At 58.0% G+C, this 14962-nt stretch carries 11 protein-coding genes; 6 read left to right on the top strand and 5 right to left on the bottom strand.

Annotated features, from left to right (window positions below):
- Window positions 1-43: 43 nt before the first annotated feature.
- The 3 genes from BGP00_RS01210 to BGP00_RS01200 all read left to right on the top strand — a co-directional run bounded on the left by BGP00_RS01210 (window position 44) and on the right by BGP00_RS01200 (window position 2833).
- Complete coding sequence (locus BGP00_RS01210) at window positions 44-619, top strand: NAD(P)H-dependent oxidoreductase (RefSeq protein WP_292924341.1); 576 nt, start codon at window positions 44-46, stop codon at window positions 617-619.
- A 119-nt stretch (window positions 620-738) separates the two neighbouring features.
- On the top strand, window positions 739-1290 hold the full coding sequence (locus BGP00_RS01205) for a GNAT family protein (protein ID WP_292924342.1): 552 nt from the start codon (window positions 739-741) through the stop codon (window positions 1288-1290).
- 154 nt (window positions 1291-1444) lie between these two features.
- Window positions 1445-2833 (top strand): MATE family efflux transporter, encoded by a 1389-nt coding sequence (locus BGP00_RS01200; protein WP_292924358.1) that lies wholly within the window; start codon window positions 1445-1447, stop codon window positions 2831-2833.
- 104 nt (window positions 2834-2937) lie between these two features.
- Here BGP00_RS01200 and BGP00_RS01195 read toward each other — a convergent pair whose 3' ends face one another.
- Together BGP00_RS01195 and BGP00_RS01190 are read right to left on the bottom strand one after the other, a co-directional pair.
- Entirely contained in the window at window positions 2938-4278 is a 1341-nt protein-coding gene (locus BGP00_RS01195; protein WP_292924343.1) for a hypothetical protein, read from the bottom strand.
- Window positions 4279-4343: 65 nt separating this feature from the next.
- Window positions 4344-6713 (bottom strand): TonB-dependent receptor, encoded by a 2370-nt coding sequence (locus tag BGP00_RS01190; protein WP_292924344.1) that lies wholly within the window; start codon window positions 6711-6713, stop codon window positions 4344-4346.
- A gap of 529 nt (window positions 6714-7242) precedes the next feature.
- Here BGP00_RS01190 and BGP00_RS01185 point away from each other — a divergent pair.
- The 3 genes from BGP00_RS01185 (at window position 7243) to BGP00_RS01175 (ending at window position 10060) form a co-directional block, all read left to right on the top strand.
- Window positions 7243-7608: a DUF6152 family protein gene (locus tag BGP00_RS01185; protein WP_292924346.1), complete on the top strand. Its 366-nt coding sequence runs from the start codon at window positions 7243-7245 to the stop codon at window positions 7606-7608.
- A gap of 61 nt (window positions 7609-7669) precedes the next feature.
- Entirely contained in the window at window positions 7670-8470 is an 801-nt protein-coding gene (locus BGP00_RS01180; RefSeq protein ID WP_292924348.1) for a hypothetical protein, read from the top strand.
- A 318-nt stretch (window positions 8471-8788) separates the two neighbouring features.
- Entirely contained in the window at window positions 8789-10060 is a 1272-nt protein-coding gene (locus BGP00_RS01175; protein WP_292924350.1) for a hypothetical protein, read from the top strand.
- A gap of 7 nt (window positions 10061-10067) precedes the next feature.
- Here the strand turns inward: BGP00_RS01175 and BGP00_RS01170 are convergent, their stop codons facing one another.
- The 3 genes from BGP00_RS01170 to BGP00_RS01160 form a co-directional block, all read right to left on the bottom strand.
- Window positions 10068-11378 carry a hypothetical protein gene (locus tag BGP00_RS01170; protein WP_292925677.1) on the bottom strand — a complete coding sequence of 437 codons (1311 nt, stop codon included), beginning with the start codon at window positions 11376-11378 and terminating at the stop codon, window positions 10068-10070.
- Between the two features lie 473 nt (window positions 11379-11851).
- Entirely contained in the window at window positions 11852-12394 is a 543-nt protein-coding gene (locus BGP00_RS01165; protein WP_292924354.1) for a cytochrome c, read from the bottom strand.
- A gap of 36 nt (window positions 12395-12430) precedes the next feature.
- Window positions 12431-14578 carry a TonB-dependent receptor plug domain-containing protein gene (locus tag BGP00_RS01160; protein ID WP_292925676.1) on the bottom strand — a complete coding sequence of 716 codons (2148 nt, stop codon included), beginning with the start codon at window positions 14576-14578 and terminating at the stop codon, window positions 12431-12433.
- Window positions 14579-14962: the final 384 nt, after the last annotated feature.

The following is a 14962-nucleotide window of genomic DNA, read 5'->3' as shown; positions in this document are numbered from 1 at the left end:
AAACGCGGGCATTATTCCCCTTTGAAATCGTACAGGATTGAGAATGAGCAAAAAGGTCGTGATCCTCGCTGGAGGAGGTGGGTCCTCAAAAACCAGCCTGTTGGTGGCATGGATCGCCTCGCAAATGGCTCGCTCGGATATTGAAGCCGAGATCGTCCGTCTGGCAGAGATCGACTGTCAGGCGCTGGCAAGGTTCGACCTTTCCGATCCCGGCGTCAAAAGAATGCTGCGTCTGGTGGATGAAGCTCACGGCGTGGTGGTGGCGACTCCGATTTACAAGGCGTCTTTTGCCGGGATCGTCAAACTGGCGCTCGATATTCTTCCGCAATTTGGCTTGGCCGGTAAGGCCGTGTTGCCCGTCGCAACGGCAGGCAGCCTGGCTCATGCGCTGGCGCTCGACTATTCCCTTCGCCCGGTGTTGCAGTCCATGGCGGCGCGCCACATCGTGCAATCCACCGTGGTGACCGAAGCAGACTGGATCTACAGCGAGGCCGGACCTTCGCTGGTCGACAAAACCGAGGATATGCTGTTGCGGGCGGTCGAGCATTTTGCTTTTGCCCTCGATAACCGAAGGGAAGTGGCGGAGCTAGGTTCCCCGCGTATGCTGATCGAGCCGTAGCAAATAGGGTAACATTGCTGAGACTTTGTGGCCTGCGCTTTGTTCTCTGGCAAGCGGTTCCATAGCAAAACGCCGGCCTTGGACCATTCTCGACGGCAACGGGGAAAAGAGGAAACCGGATGATTGTTGCCACAACTGACAGGCTAACACTTCGTCAGTTCCGCGAGGGCGATGGTCCGGCACTCTTTGCCTATCTGCACAAGCCGCGTGTTTCCTGTTTCGCTTCCATGGCGGTGGCCGACGAGATTGCCGCAGAGGCCGAAGCACGCGTTCGTGCCGCGGCCGGGGATTATGTCGCTGTCTGCCGTCAGGATACTGGGCAACTGATCGGGGACCTGTTTATGAAGCGGGAGGGCGATACAGTTTCGATAGGTTGGCACTTCAATCCCGATCATACGGGCGCGGGGTTCGCCTTCGAAGCATCCCGGGCTTTGATCGACAACCTTTTTTCCAGCCAAGGTGTTCGCCGTATCTACGCTTATGTCGAAGACGACAACGTCGGATCGCAGCGCCTATGCGAGCGTTTGGGGATGCGGCGCGAAGGCCTGTTTCTGGAGTTTGCATCCTTTATCGACGACGCGGATGGTCAGCCAATTTTCGAAAATACGTTCCAATATGCGATGCTGAGCAAGGAATGGCCGTCGCAAGGTAATTCTGTTGCCACTGCCTGATAATCATTCAGACCGGCAGGTCGCCATGCTTTCCGATCGCGCTGCCGACCCCCGCCAATCGCTCCGCCTTGCCGACACGGCTTCTTCATTGAACCCGCGTCGCTCCAATCCATGGCTTGATCGCGTTCGGTTGGCAATCGGAGGGACAGAAAGTATGCGGATTGTCTGGCGTTCTGAACCAGTCATATCGGAGGCTAGGGCGCTTTTCAGCCTTGCGGCGCCATTCATCATTGGCAATCTGGCATGGTCTCTGATTGCGGCAGGCAATCTTTTTCTGATCGGCCATCTGGGTTCTGACGCGGTTGCTTCGGGTGCGCTGGCGACGAATCTGTATAATGCTTTTCAAATTTTCGGAATGGGGCTGGCGACTGCGATTTCCCCGATGATTGCCCGCGAGCGAGGGCAGAACAAGTATTCGGTGAGGGAAATACGGCGCACGGTCCGTCAGGGAATGTGGATCACGGCCGGTTTTTGCGTGCCAATATGGATTGCCCTGTGGCACGCAGCCACAATCCTTCTGGCGCTGGGGCAGGATGCGGTCCTTGCAGGCCAGGCTCAGATGCTTCTGCGGGGCCTGCAATGGGCACTGTTGCCCTATCTGTGGTTCTATGGGCTCCGGCATTTTCTGGGCGCAATGGAACGTCCGCTTTGGGGCGTGATCATCACTGTTGCCGCGCTGCCCGTCAATTTTCTGCTCGGCTGGTGCCTGATATTGGGGCATCTGGGCCTGCCCCGCCTTGGCCTTTTCGGCGCGGGACTGGCGAGCAGCCTGACAGCGCTGGCCATGTTGCTTACTTTGGTGACGGTCATTGTACGAGATCGTCAGTTTCAACGCTTTCACGTTTTTGGCCGCTTCTGGGCTGCGGATTGGCCGCGGCTCCTTACTATGCTTCGGCTTGGTGCGCCTATCGCCGTTACATTTGCCATGGAAGTGACGGTGTTCAACGCGTCTGCCTTTCTCATGGGAACAATTGGACGTCCCTCACTGGCGGCCCATGCCATTGCCAATCAAATTGCGGGGCTGTGCTTCATGGTCCCGCTGGGCATCAGCCAGGCGTCAACGGTTAGGGTCGGGATCGCCTATGGCCGCAGGGATGCAATGGCCATCAGAAGAGCCGGATGGATCGCGCTTGGTTTTGCCCTTGCCTTTGCGATGACATCCGCGCTGACGCTGGCAGCACTGCCGCGCAACCTCATCGCGCTTTTCCTGGATCTGCATGACCCGCGAAACGGTGAGGTCGTGCTGCTTGCCACCAAATTTATTTACATTGCTGGGGTGTTCCAATTGATGGACACCACACAGGCGGTAAATGCGGGTTTGCTCAGAGGGCTGCATGACACGCGCTATCCTATGACGGTGGCGGTGTTGGGCTATTGGCTGGTAGGGATGGGAACCGGATACCTCCTTTCTACGCGCACGCCGCTGGCTGGTGTCGGCATTTGGATCGGGCTTGCAACCGGGCTGGCTTTCGTGGCGCTCTTGCTGTCCATGCGATGGCTGTCGCGTATTGACCGTTTGAATTTTGGCGCTGGTATCGTTTAAGGATTGATCGCAATTTACGTGCGATCACGCCCGGAGATCCGGGAGCTTTGCTCCGTTTACCAAACCATCAAATGTTCCTATTTGGCCGCGATACACTCCTGTTCTCATTGCATCCGGCATGTACTGAAAATCAAATCAATGCGTTGCGCGTTGAGTCTGAGCAGCGGCATCGCCTGGCGCATCATTTCCGCTTCGGCCAAAGGGCCTTGCGGCTCAAGGTCAGGTTCCTGTGCCGACGAGCCGACTGGCGCAGGATCGCTGAGGCTCCTGATGCCTTGGAGATCGGCCCATACCAGCCATAGCGACTTGCCGTCAGGCGCGAGCCATTGCGGCGCGATTTGGGGCGAATAGGGCCGCGCATCGGTGTTTCCACCCGGAGCCCACGCGCGATCCTCATGAACACGCCGCCACGGTCCCCAAGGGGTGTCTGAAACCCAGAAGCCCAGATAGCCGGGCCGTGCGAACTCGGTTCCATCGGACGCACAGCCGGTACCGGCGCTGACCATCATGTAAACTCCAAGCGGTTCGTTCCAGACAACGCTTGGCAACCAGGTTTCAACCACGATATCGCCTTCAAAAAGACTGGTGCGATTGACCCAGCCCTCGGGAAAGATGTGGACAGGCTGACGTGCCTCGATCTCCGGGCGCCAGACCGGGGCGCCTTCGGCCGTACGACCCGCGTAGAATTCATAGGAGGTTCGCTCCAGTATCTGTGCGATCGGGACGCGGAACATCATCAGTTGATTCATCAACCCGTCGGTGTTTCCATTAGGGCTGTACACGTAGATGTAGCCGTCACGATTGGCGCGATAGTCCTGCCCCATTTGCAGAAAACTCAACAGAGAGAAACAGCCGTCCGGCTCGTCGTAGAAGGCAAGCCGGGAGCGAGATTGCTCTGCCCAGTTCTCGTCGCGAACAGGCGTGCTGCCATCCTGATTGCGCCATATGCGGCCACCGTCATCGGAGTAGATCAACTTGGCCGCATTCCAGTGACGCAGACGGCCCTGTGCCCGGTCCAGCGCGCCAAGTGATTGATAGATCCGGCCATGCACCGCCAGCAGACCGTGGCCGTGGTAATGAGGAACATCTTCCGGCCCTGCCACGTGATCGACAGCCGGGTAGCCCCGTACTTCGTCCACCGTGAGAGCAGGGGGGTGTCCATCCAGTTTCCAAAGCGAGCGTTTGTAGAACCTTCGGGGTTTCGTCGTGAAACCAATGCCATCGTTCTGCACTATGAACTGTTGGCCATCGGCTCCCCATGTCATTTTATAGCCGTCGCCCATGCCGGGCAGGCGAAAAATCGTCGCATCGCGCAGCTTGAGGCCGGAAATGCGGCCTTCACCGGTATTAGGCCCTTGGGCAAGCGCGCCGCGCGCCCACACAGCTTGCCCCGCCGTCACCGCTGCTGCCAGCACCTGCTTTATGAAAGATCGTCGCGCCGACATATGTGCTTCTCCTGGAGCAACCGGTTTTGACAGCGGCGGGGAATGTCCTGCCGCTGTCCATGAAATCAAAAATCAAGCTGATACTGGATGCCGATCTGCCGCGGGCGGCTGACGACCGCCCGCGGCAGGCGTTGGTATGTTCCGTCGGCAAGCAGTTCTTGCCGGTCGAAGCTGGAGGCGGGCTGATCGCCGTAGTTGAGCCGCTTATCCAGCAGGTTCTTCACGAAAACCATAACCTGCGACCGGCCGAAGCTCAGTCCCATATTGCCATTGATCATGCTGATCGGCTGACGCGTATAGAAGCCACCGGCACCATTGGGCACCTTTGTACTGCTAGAGTAACTGTAGTCGGCAGCAGCAAAGAACGTGAACGTATTGTTGATCTGGTTTTCGTAATAGCCAGATACGGTCGCGCTCCATTTCGGCATTTGCGGCAATGGGCTGTTCGCAGGCATCGGCAACACGCCGGGCTGGAGCAGGACGCCATTGGTGTACCCCAGGCCGGCCTGGATCGAGAATGGAATGGAGGCAATCGGTCGGCCGGAAATCTCCAGTTCACCGCCGCGTATTCGTGCCTTACCGGCGTTCGTGGTGATGGACAACAAACAGGTCGGAAGGATCGTGGATTGCTGGATATTGCTCCAGTCGATCTGGAATGCCGCCGCGGAAGCATTGATCCGGCCTCCGGCAAAGCGACTCTTCGCACCAATCTCATAATTCCAGAGCGTGTCGGACCGGTACTGCCTGACCTTGGCGCTATCGAGTCCGAGATTGGCCAGGTCTGCATTGCAAATATCAGGCAGCAGCGCCGTGCTGCCACCAGGACGGAACCCCTTTGATGCGGAAACATAGACATTTCCGTGGTCTCCAACCTTGTACGAAAGCACGGCCTTGGGAACCCAACCGCTTTGCTTGTCACTAACGGCAGGGCTATACTGACCATTTACGTCAAAGAGTATGCCGGTATTCATTGACGCGTCGCCGCTTGTTTTGTTCCAATATTTACGAATTCCTAAAGTAGCTGTCAATTTTGGAATTATTTCGTAGTAAATTTCGCCAAATATTGCATAGTCATTGGAGCGGGTGATGCCCAGGTTAGCCCCAAACCAATCCGGCTCGAAACCAGCGGCTGCTAATGCCGGAACATGGTTTACCGGAACATCTGCACTGGAATACTGGTGCTGGTAATAAACACCTGCGATTCCTGACAAGTGCGGCAACAATGTGCCCTCGTCGAAGGAAATGCGGTCTTCATGCGTAAAGCGCCGTTCCTTATTCAAAGAATAGGCGGTGATCACCGGATGCCCGAAATCCGATCCGAAATTTTGCTCGAGCCACAGGTTGCTGCCTTCGGTATCATCTTCCAGCTGCCTGATCCGGCGCATAAAAAAGCTTGTCGAGGACACCACCGAGAAGCCCTGACCAGCATAGTTCAGGACGAGGGAGCCAAGGCCCCAGCTGTCATGCGAGTACTCCTGGACGTCGGCATCGCGGTTCGAGACATAAGAGAGGGGGCGATACCCGGGCAGCGGCACATAGGCAGCGGGGAAGCCGTGCAGGATGTCGGATTGGCCGATGACTGATGCTGTGACCTCCAGGCGATTTGTCAGCTTGGCTCGCATTGTGGCCGATCCTGCCAAGACGTCATTGCCTCCTTGACCGCCAACCGAAACCAGTCGACCGGAAGCATCGGGGAATGTTCGCGTAATAAAGCCTGAATCATGCCTGTAACCGGCTGCAACGTCCAGCGCGAGTTTGCCGGGCACCAGCACGAAATTGGCTTGGGCATTACCCTGTCCATCAAAGCCGGCATCCTTGGTGCCTCCGCCCTGGACTTGGACAGAACCTGAGGTCTCGCTCAACGAGGGTTTCTTGGTGATGAAGCGTAGATTGCCGCCCATCGAACTGGCGCCAAACAAGGTACCTTGCGGCCCTTTCAGTACCTCCATGCGGTCAATGTCCAGCGTCAAAGGACTGACGGACGAGGGGACCGGCGTATCGTTGATATAATAGGATGTCGTGCCTACTCCGGCGACCCCGCGGATCGTGGTCTGGCGGTCACCTGCCCATTGTAGCGTGCCGCCCTGACCATACTGAAAGCTTAGATTCGGAACCCGGGTGGCGTAATCGGAGAAGCTCTGGATATTTTGCGATTTGATGTAGTCGGACGAGAGGGCCGTGATTGACGCGGGCACGTCAGTCAGCTTTTCATCCTTGCGCCGGGCTGAAACGACAATATCCGAAGTCTGCGACAGAATGGTATTGGATGTGCCCTGCCGGTCGGCAGTTTGCGCGCCGGCTGCGCTGTTGGTCAGCGCAAGCGCTGCGCCCGCCAACAACACCGAGCGAAACGGTGTAATGCCGCTCGTGGATATCGCTGCGGAAATGGCTTTGGATCGACGACAAGTCGTCGCTGCTATGAGATCGCTGCTCAATTTCTTTTTACTCCCTGTGTTAAGTATTTTGGTTTTGATGGGCTCAGGCCGACTCTGAGGTCAAACATCCAACGCTTGAAAATTGGCTCGCCGGCGCAAGCGGAAGAGTTGGGAGCCGCCTGCAATTAGGCTGCGCAACTGGTTTCGGCTCAGGTGGACATCGTTACCCATGAGTAACGTGCAGCGAATTTTTCTGAATTTTGTTGCGCGATTGTAAATAGAAAAATCGCGTTGAAACCCGTTCGGAAACGTTTGCCCACGCCGGTTGAATGTTACCTACCGCGCATGGTGTTAACCGGAAGGACGCCCGTCTTTCGGTCAGTTTGCAGCAGCAAGCAATGGTCAAACGGTTACACCACGGCTTCGCGCTTTCTCCGTCGTGCGCATCTGACATAGCCTGCGAGGCAGATCGGCTGTCAGGTCGGCGGATGTTGGGGGGAAACGGCTCGGCTGCGGAGCGATGCCCGGCGCGAGGCGCCGGAGCGTTCGATCCGGCCGCGCAATTCTCGCCGCGACAATGGAGATCAAGATGAAGAAAGTTAAATTCGGTATTGCTGTCATGGCTGCCGGCTTGCTGGCGGCAGTGCAGCCCGCATCGGCTCACCATTCGTTCGCCATGTTCAATCAGAATAATACCGTAGAGTTCAAAGCCGCGACCGTGGTCCAATTTCAGTGGTCAAACCCGCACGTCTACGTGGTGATCAAGAGCGGAAACACAAATTATACTCTTGAATGCAGCAGTCCTTCCGGAATGCGCGACAGCGGATGGAAGTTCGATACCTTGAAGGCCGGCGATAAAGTTGATGTGGCGTTTTTCCCTATGCGTGATGGTCGACCGGGCGGCGCATTAAAGACCGTCACCTTGCAGGGCGGCAAGGTTCTGAAGGCATGGTAACCGCTCTCCGGTAAAATCTTCAGGGCGAAACAATCACTTCAATGAAAGGTCTACCGCTTATATGCGGATTCAGAACGTATCCCGGCTCATGGTGTCTGCCTCGATTTTGCTCACCGCTCCCACCGCGATCGCCGCGGAGGTTAAGCCTGCCCATGCCGTTGCGCATGTTTCCGAAAACGCCATCATGAGCGCCGAACATAACCTGACCGGCGTCTGGGAGCGAGACCCAAGCCCATTTGAGGAAGGCGGTGCAGGTGCGGCCGAGGACATGCCTCCGCCACGGCCGGGGCCAAACCTCAAGGAGCCTTTTGCTGCCGAGTGGAAGGCGCTGCGGGCCAACCGGCAGGCGGCTCTGGATGCAGGCAAGCCGCTTGCGGATTCAAGCACGCTGTGCATGCCGGAAGGCACGCCAACGATCATGCAGGCAATCTACCCGATCCAGATTCTTCAGACGCCGGGACAGGTCACGGTGTTGGCAGAACTCTACATGCAGACCCGGCGGATCTATATGAACGCGCCCTTTCCCAAGCGGGGCGATCTGGAGCCGACGTTCTATGGCTTTTCCTCCGCCCGTTGGGAGAACAAAACACTTGTTGTCACCACCCGAGGACTGCAAAAGGAGATGCAGTTTTTCGAAATCCCGCACAGCGATCAAATGGTGGTGACCGAACGATACCAGATCACTGGGCCTGACAAGATGCGGGTCGATTTCTCGATCGAAGATCCCGCCTTTCTGAAATCGCCTTATCGCTGGACATGGCGATACAAGCGCAACCACAAGTACCGCATTCCCGAATATGTTTGCGATCACAGCCTCGAAAAGATCAACCCTGACGGGACGGTGTCCTTCGAGCCAAAGTAAGTTGATCCCGGCATCGTTGCTGTCCGCTCAGTTGGATGGCAACGATCCCGCTTTCGCCGGACAGCCGGCACACCAGCAGGCTGGGTCGTTCGGCGCAGATTCGCCTCATGGCGATAGCTGTCATGTTTGCGCGTGCAACCGATCGCGTGGTTGATAAACCTACATATCTGGGTAGTTTGTCGGCATGGGCAAATTTATGGCAACATATGAAGGAATATCAGGCATCTGTCCTGCATCGATACTATTGGGTCGGCAGTTCCGGAATGCTATGGACTATCTCTGGAAGTTGGTGAACTTGGCGAGGCGGGCGCAGGATGAATGGCGCCGATGGCAATGAATGCTTCCGACGAAGATGCCCAGGCCCTGATCGCGGAAGGCAAAAAGGTTCGAGAGTTCATCGCGTCCAATCGGTCCGACACTCTGCTGCGCATTTTTGATTACCTGTTGCAATGCTCGATCGAAGGCCAGCGACCGCGCGAAACCGACATTGCCGCCGAGATCTTTCCCAACGACCTGATGACAACCGGCCAGCAGGGATCTCGGGTACGTGTCGGCGTTTACCGCCTGCGCAAGAAACTGGATGCGTTTTATGAGGGGCGCATAGGTCGGCGCCTTATCATACCGCCCGGCGAATATGCGCTTCAGTTGACAACGCCGGACGGCCCGGTCGAGGTGGTCGATCATCAGAAAACCCCTTCCGTACAGCCCCGGCGGGCGCCGTTCTTGTGGATGGCGATTGCTGCGTTGGTGCTTATAAATGGGGTGGTCGCATGGCTTTACATGGATCATCAATGGGCGCCGGAGCGGCCGCTGGTCCGCTCGCCGCTATGGGGCGCTATCGCTGCAAGCAAGCACAAGACCTATCTGGTGATAGGGGATCACTTCGCCTTCGCCAAAGTTTCAAGCGGCGTGAAGGATGATGATATCGTTCACGACCTCAATATCAATTCAACAGACCAATTCTACAAATATACCTCTTCCAGCCCGCATCTTTCGGAAAACCTTAGGGATCAGAGCCTTTATACGGTCAGTGCTCAGATTCTGGGTTCCGTTGGTATCATAGCATCGTACTTGCATATATCGACAATTCAGCCGACGACATCGTTCAGGCTCGATCCCACCATGATGCAGGCGTCGAATATTGTCTATGTTGGAACATTGGACGAAATGTCGAACCTCTTACGCACCCCGCTTATGGAAGCTTCGGGATTTAGCTGTGGTTCGCATTGCTTTGACCTTATCGACAAGGCATCCTCTCGGCGCTTTGCTTCCGACAGCCCTTATGTGCTTACCGATGGCACCGTTCCGCGACGAGACTACGGCTATCTGGCGAGCTTTCCAGGGCCGTCCGGCCATTCGGTTGTGATTGTCTCCGGCACTGGTGATGCTGCGGTGCGGCAGATGGCCGAGATTGTTACCGATGTGACCATGATCGAGCGTCTCCGCCACCAACTGGGCGGCAACCTGTCTGCGTTCGAGGCGCTGTATCAGGTGCGCACCATGTTCGATCAAACCTATGGCAGCACCCTGATCGTGGCGCGCCCGCTGAATTCAGGACATATGTGGGATAAGACAAAGCCCGACGAATAGCATCGTTTTATTGCTGCGCTGTGCCACCCGGCGTGATTTTCAGCAGCCGTGAGTTAATCAGGCGGGCCTCAAACACCAGATTGCCAACGGTTCGGAACTGGAAAAGCGCCTCGAAAGCCGCGGCAGGGCCGATACGTCGGGAAATGGCATCGAGTTGCCGCTTGTCGGCAACGATGCGCACTATCTGCGCCAATGCAGCGTCCTCGATGCCGGCGATCACGATCGTCCTGTTACCGGCACGGCCCGGAAAACTCGCGACATAGCCATAATCGTAGCCCATGGCGGTGCCTGCCTGATTCTCGCTTGATGTCGTGGCTGAGTCCGTTTTTGCACGAAATGTCTGTCCGGTCGCCGTATCCCTGATTTCTTCAAAGTCGGAACCCGGTGCGTAACCCAGGATGGGCAGAATTGGTGAACGAAGTTTCCCTAACTGCGAAAACGGCGCAACATAGATGACATTGCGTGTATCGATCATGTCCTGTGAGATTTTCGATACGGGAACGATGTCGCCCATCGCATGATCCTGCCTCACATCACCGGCCAACGATAACGTGGTCACCGCAGCCATCGCAACGCTTGATGGAATCCGATAGATGTCGCGATCATGCAGTGCGGGGTAAAGCTGTGGACGTTGTCCCAGATAGGTGTCCAGATCGAGCGACGACTGGATTCCCGAATGCATCACAAGGCGAGCGATCTGTCCATCGCCGCCGCCTTCGGCCACCATATAGAAGTCGCTGACGGCGATGACGGGGGAATGCGGATGAGCCGCGATGGGCTTCCAAAGCTGACTTTGAGCGAGGGGAGGTACCGCAGGTTGTGTACGACCGGCACTCCACCCCCATAGCAGCAGCCACAGAAGGGCGCTTGTGACAAAAGCCGCGCCAAGCGCCATTCCGACCCGCTGCTCGCCCGCCGAGGTGGGCATGGCGGCGGGGGGCGGAGTATCACCGGGCTCTGTGTCGTCGGCCGCCTGAAGCAGCAGGAGCCGGTATTCACCTTTGGGGATGTGCAGCCGCGCCCCGCCAGCACCGGCGTTGAAAGCCTCCAACCTTTGGCGCAGTCGATAGACATAAGCGCGAACTGTGGAATCCTGAGAGGTGTCGAAATCCGCACTCTTGTCGAACACGGACATCGCGATTTCGACCTCCTTGGGCGCGCGCGATTCCGATGATCGAGCTACGAGATAGTCGAACAGTTGGATCAGCTTGATGGCTCGACCGTCAGTAGCAAGCACTTCACGAAAACGCGCCGATTGCTCGGCCATGATCTGCTCTGTCGGGGTGTGGAACGAGTCTTCTGCAACAGGCTCTGTCAACTGGAAGGGCCTCCTTGCATTCAACCCTATCTGATGGCTTTCGGGAGTCAATACATAGCCAATCGACTATATCTATTAACCCCATCTGCAGTATTTCGTCGGAATTTCCGCCCGATTTTTCTGAAGCATATTACCGTACCAAAGTGGTGCCGAAAGGCTGCAAACACAATTCTTACCCCCTTGAGATGCTTAGAAGTGTCACCCCGTTCGCGTAATCGAGATGTCAGGTTGTGGACGTCATTGGGATGGAGCGTCTGGGGCAATCACCATGCTGCGGGCATGCTTTGAGCAAACCTGTAAAGAGGAATGTTTGCGGCTGACTTCTGCGCAATCGCGCCCTGCATCGCGTCGAGCGGATTAGCCGCCTCGATCAACGCGGCAAGGCAATAGTCCGATCAACTAGATCGACCGCAAGTCTATCAAGAAACTGCGCATTGATGGCCGCCTTCCTTGCCGAGGGGCGGGCATGCGGCCTATTGCGCGTCCTTGGGGAACCAGAAGGTCTGGTGACAAGTCTCGCACTGACCATCCAGTTCGCCGGCCGCCTCATAGACGGTCTTGAGATCACGGCGGTCGGCGGCCTTGCCGATGCCGTCGATCTGGCGGGCAAGGGCGGTGGCATATTGGCGGAAGCCGGCGGGATTGGCGTCGATGTGGCGCTGAATGTCGGCCGGTTTGGCGCCTCCGGGGGTCTGTTCGTCAAGGATCTGCTGATCGGCCTTGCGCACCACAAAACTCTTGGCCCCGCCCAGCCGGTTGAGCGAGGCCGACAGGTCCGTCAGGGCGGCGCGCAGCTTGATCCAGTCGGCAGGTTTCATCTTCTTGGCCGAAGGATTGCCCTCATCGTCCAGCTTGGCATTGGTGATGTCCCATAGAACCTGCGCCTTGGCCGCAACGTGATCGTGCATCTCGCTATAGACCACCACCGGCCCCTTGCGCGCAGGCTTGACGGCGCCCTGCGTCAACACGGCCAGCTGTACCAGCGCGGCCATGCCCAACAATTTCCAATCTGCCATTCCTTCGATCCTTTCCTGACTTCTTGCGCGCGCGCTTTAAAATTCCTTGCGGATGGTAAACCGGGCCGAGCGCGGCTCAAGCGGATGGGCGTGATAACCCTCGACGCCCTCGGCTGCTTCGCCCTGCAGACGGGAGGTGTAGTAATAGGTGGCTGAATCGCTTCGGCTGTTAAAGATGTTGAACAGGCTGACCTGCGCCTTCCATCCGCCGCGCAGGGCATAGGTGACGTCGATGTTCCACTCGCTGTATCCCCCATCGCGCGGGTCGAGCTGTCCATCGGCCAGCGAATGCGTGCCCAGTCGCCGCCATTGCAGCGAACCCGACCACGGCCCCAGACCGTTGACCAGCGCGCCCGCCGAATAGGTGAAATTGGGCGCGTCCGCGATATAGGGCTGGGCAATGCCAAAGGCCGCCAGATTGGCGCCGCGATAGCGCGGCCGCGCAAAGGCCAGATCGCTGTTCAGCTCCAGCCAGTGAACCGGGCGATATTGCGCGGAAATCTCGATGCCCTGACGGCGGCTGGGGGCGCCCGCCTCGTTCTGGCCCGTATCGGCGTTATAGCGCAGTTCCGACCCGAAATCCTGCTGGAACGCGGCGATTTGCAGGCTGACGCGCGGGATAAGGTTGCTGCGCAGCCCCACCTCCATCCCCGTGGTCGAGGCCAGCAGCGGCGTGCCACCCGCCGCCAGCGGCACGCCTTGCGTGGGCACTGTGCCGAACACGCCGCGCACGTCATTGGAGTGAAACCCGCGCCCCGCGCTGAAATAGAACTCGGTCTTCGCCCATGGGCCAAGGATCAGGCTGCCCTTGGGTTGCCACAGATATTGATGGCCGCGTCCGCTGGTGCCGGTGACATAGCTGACATCATCGGCCCGCATATAATCCAGCCGGACGCCGCTCACCGTGCGCAGCCAACTGGCCCAGCGCAGCGTCGTCTGCATATGGGGTGAGAGCATCAGGATATGCACCCGGTCGGCGTTGCAATTGCCGTTGACGGCATTGTAGTAAAGGATGCCGCTACCGTCCTGTTTCTGAAAGCAATTGGACAGGATCGTGTCGCGGTTCTTCGTATGGCGGCGGTCGACCAGCGCGGTATCGTGGCGGATCTGTGCGCCCCATACCGTCTCTGTCTCCAGCCCCAGCACCTGCGCCTTGAGCGTATAGCTGGCCCGCCCGCCCAGCACAGTGCGCGCCTCATGCTGGGCCTGCTGGTCGCCGTTGACGGGGTCATAAAGGTAATGGGTGAAATTGTTCCACAGCGTCATGGTCGAACGGATCGCATAGAGGCTGGCGGAGAATTGCCCCGGACCGATGGGTTTTTCGATATGGCCCGACAGGCTGTAACGTTGCGAGCGGCTGTAGTCGCTGGGGTCCAGCGTGCCGTAGGGGCTGATGATGCCCGCCTCGACCGCCCGCTGGGGCTGGTCGGTGGTCAGCCGCCCCTCGCTGGCATAGGCCATGGCGGTCAGGGTGAAGCCGTCTCTGGCGGTGCCTTGGCTGTAGCGCAGCATACCGTTGAGCTTGCGGAAATTTTGCCCCGGCTGCCACGGCCCCTCATAATGGCTGATCTGAAATGCGCCCAGCAGCCGCTTGTCCTTGCCAAGGCGTAGCGTACCCATGCCCTGAACTTCTTCGTAGCCATCGGTGCCCACGGTCGCGGCCATTTGCGCGGGGGCTTCATTCAGAAGCCGCGTGCGTGCGGACGCCACCGAGCCGAAATCACCTACGCCCGCGTAATAGGGGCCTTTCGTATAATCGATCCCGGCCACGACCTGCGGGATCAGAAAGCCCAGATCGGAATAACCCTGACCATGGGCATTGGTGCCGCGATTGACCGGCATGTCGTCGATGAAATTGGCAAAATCGGTGCCATGATCCAGCGCATAACCCCGGATCAGGTAATAGGGCGCCTTGCCCTCGCCCGAATGGGTGGTGACGACAAGGCCGGGGATGCTCTCGAACAATTGCGCGGCGCGATAGATCGGGCGCAGGGCAACCTCCTGCTGACTGATCGAACCCTGACTGGCGGTTTCGGCCTTGCCCATCATCTCGCTGCGCGATGCGGTGACGATGATCGTGCGCTGATCCTCGGCGGATGCCTTGCCCGCGATGGCCATCGTGCAGACACCTGTCAGCAGGAGGAGGCGCGATGCGGCGCAGGGGGCGGAAAGACGCAAGTTCATGACGGTGATCTCAAATCTCTGGGGGCAGCATCGCCGCACTGCCAGAAGGCGCCGAGGATGATGGCCGATGCGGGGGGGGGGGAGCAGGATCCGCCATGGCGGCATCCACCCCTCCAGTATTTCCAGCAGACGGCTGGACGCAAGTTCATTACCGTTGGTTGGACGTTACAGGACGTTACACGCGCGCCGAATGTTTTACTCTTTGGCGAAGAGCGCGTCGGGAAAACAGACCAGGCGCGGGGCAGGCCATGTCGGGTTCTTGGGTGACCAGGCGCCTAGCAAGGCACATATGGCCTGCTGCCGGTTTGATGGACACCGAGATAGGCTTCTTTAGGCTACCCCAGCCTGGCGCTCGAAGTCGATAGGGCTGAGATAGCCCAAGGT

It is taken from the genome of Novosphingobium sp. 63-713 (assembly GCF_001898925.1).
Lineage (GTDB): Bacteria > Pseudomonadota > Alphaproteobacteria > Sphingomonadales > Sphingomonadaceae > Novosphingobium.
The sequence above is the reverse complement of the archived record's forward strand: the minus strand, read 5'-3'. Positions and strand labels throughout refer to the sequence as shown.

What these genes read in the sequence shown, in the direction of transcription:
- BGP00_RS01200 (WP_292924358.1), top strand. Translation starts at nt 1,445, where the DNA reads ATGCGGATTGTCTGGCGTTCTGAACCAGTCATATCGGAGGCTAGGGCG.
- BGP00_RS01210 (WP_292924341.1), top strand. Translation starts at nt 44, where the DNA reads ATGAGCAAAAAGGTCGTGATCCTCGCTGGAGGAGGTGGGTCCTCAAAA.
- BGP00_RS01195 (WP_292924343.1), bottom strand. Translation starts at nt 4,278, where the DNA reads ATGTCGGCGCGACGATCTTTCATAAAGCAGGTGCTGGCAGCAGCGGTG.
- BGP00_RS01180 (WP_292924348.1), top strand. Translation starts at nt 7,670, where the DNA reads ATGCGGATTCAGAACGTATCCCGGCTCATGGTGTCTGCCTCGATTTTG.
- BGP00_RS01175 (WP_292924350.1), top strand. Translation starts at nt 8,789, where the DNA reads ATGGCGCCGATGGCAATGAATGCTTCCGACGAAGATGCCCAGGCCCTG.
- BGP00_RS01160 (WP_292925676.1), bottom strand. Translation starts at nt 14,578, where the DNA reads ATGAACTTGCGTCTTTCCGCCCCCTGCGCCGCATCGCGCCTCCTCCTG.
- BGP00_RS01165 (WP_292924354.1), bottom strand. Translation starts at nt 12,394, where the DNA reads ATGGCAGATTGGAAATTGTTGGGCATGGCCGCGCTGGTACAGCTGGCC.
- BGP00_RS01205 (WP_292924342.1), top strand. Translation starts at nt 739, where the DNA reads ATGATTGTTGCCACAACTGACAGGCTAACACTTCGTCAGTTCCGCGAG.
- BGP00_RS01185 (WP_292924346.1), top strand. Translation starts at nt 7,243, where the DNA reads ATGAAGAAAGTTAAATTCGGTATTGCTGTCATGGCTGCCGGCTTGCTG.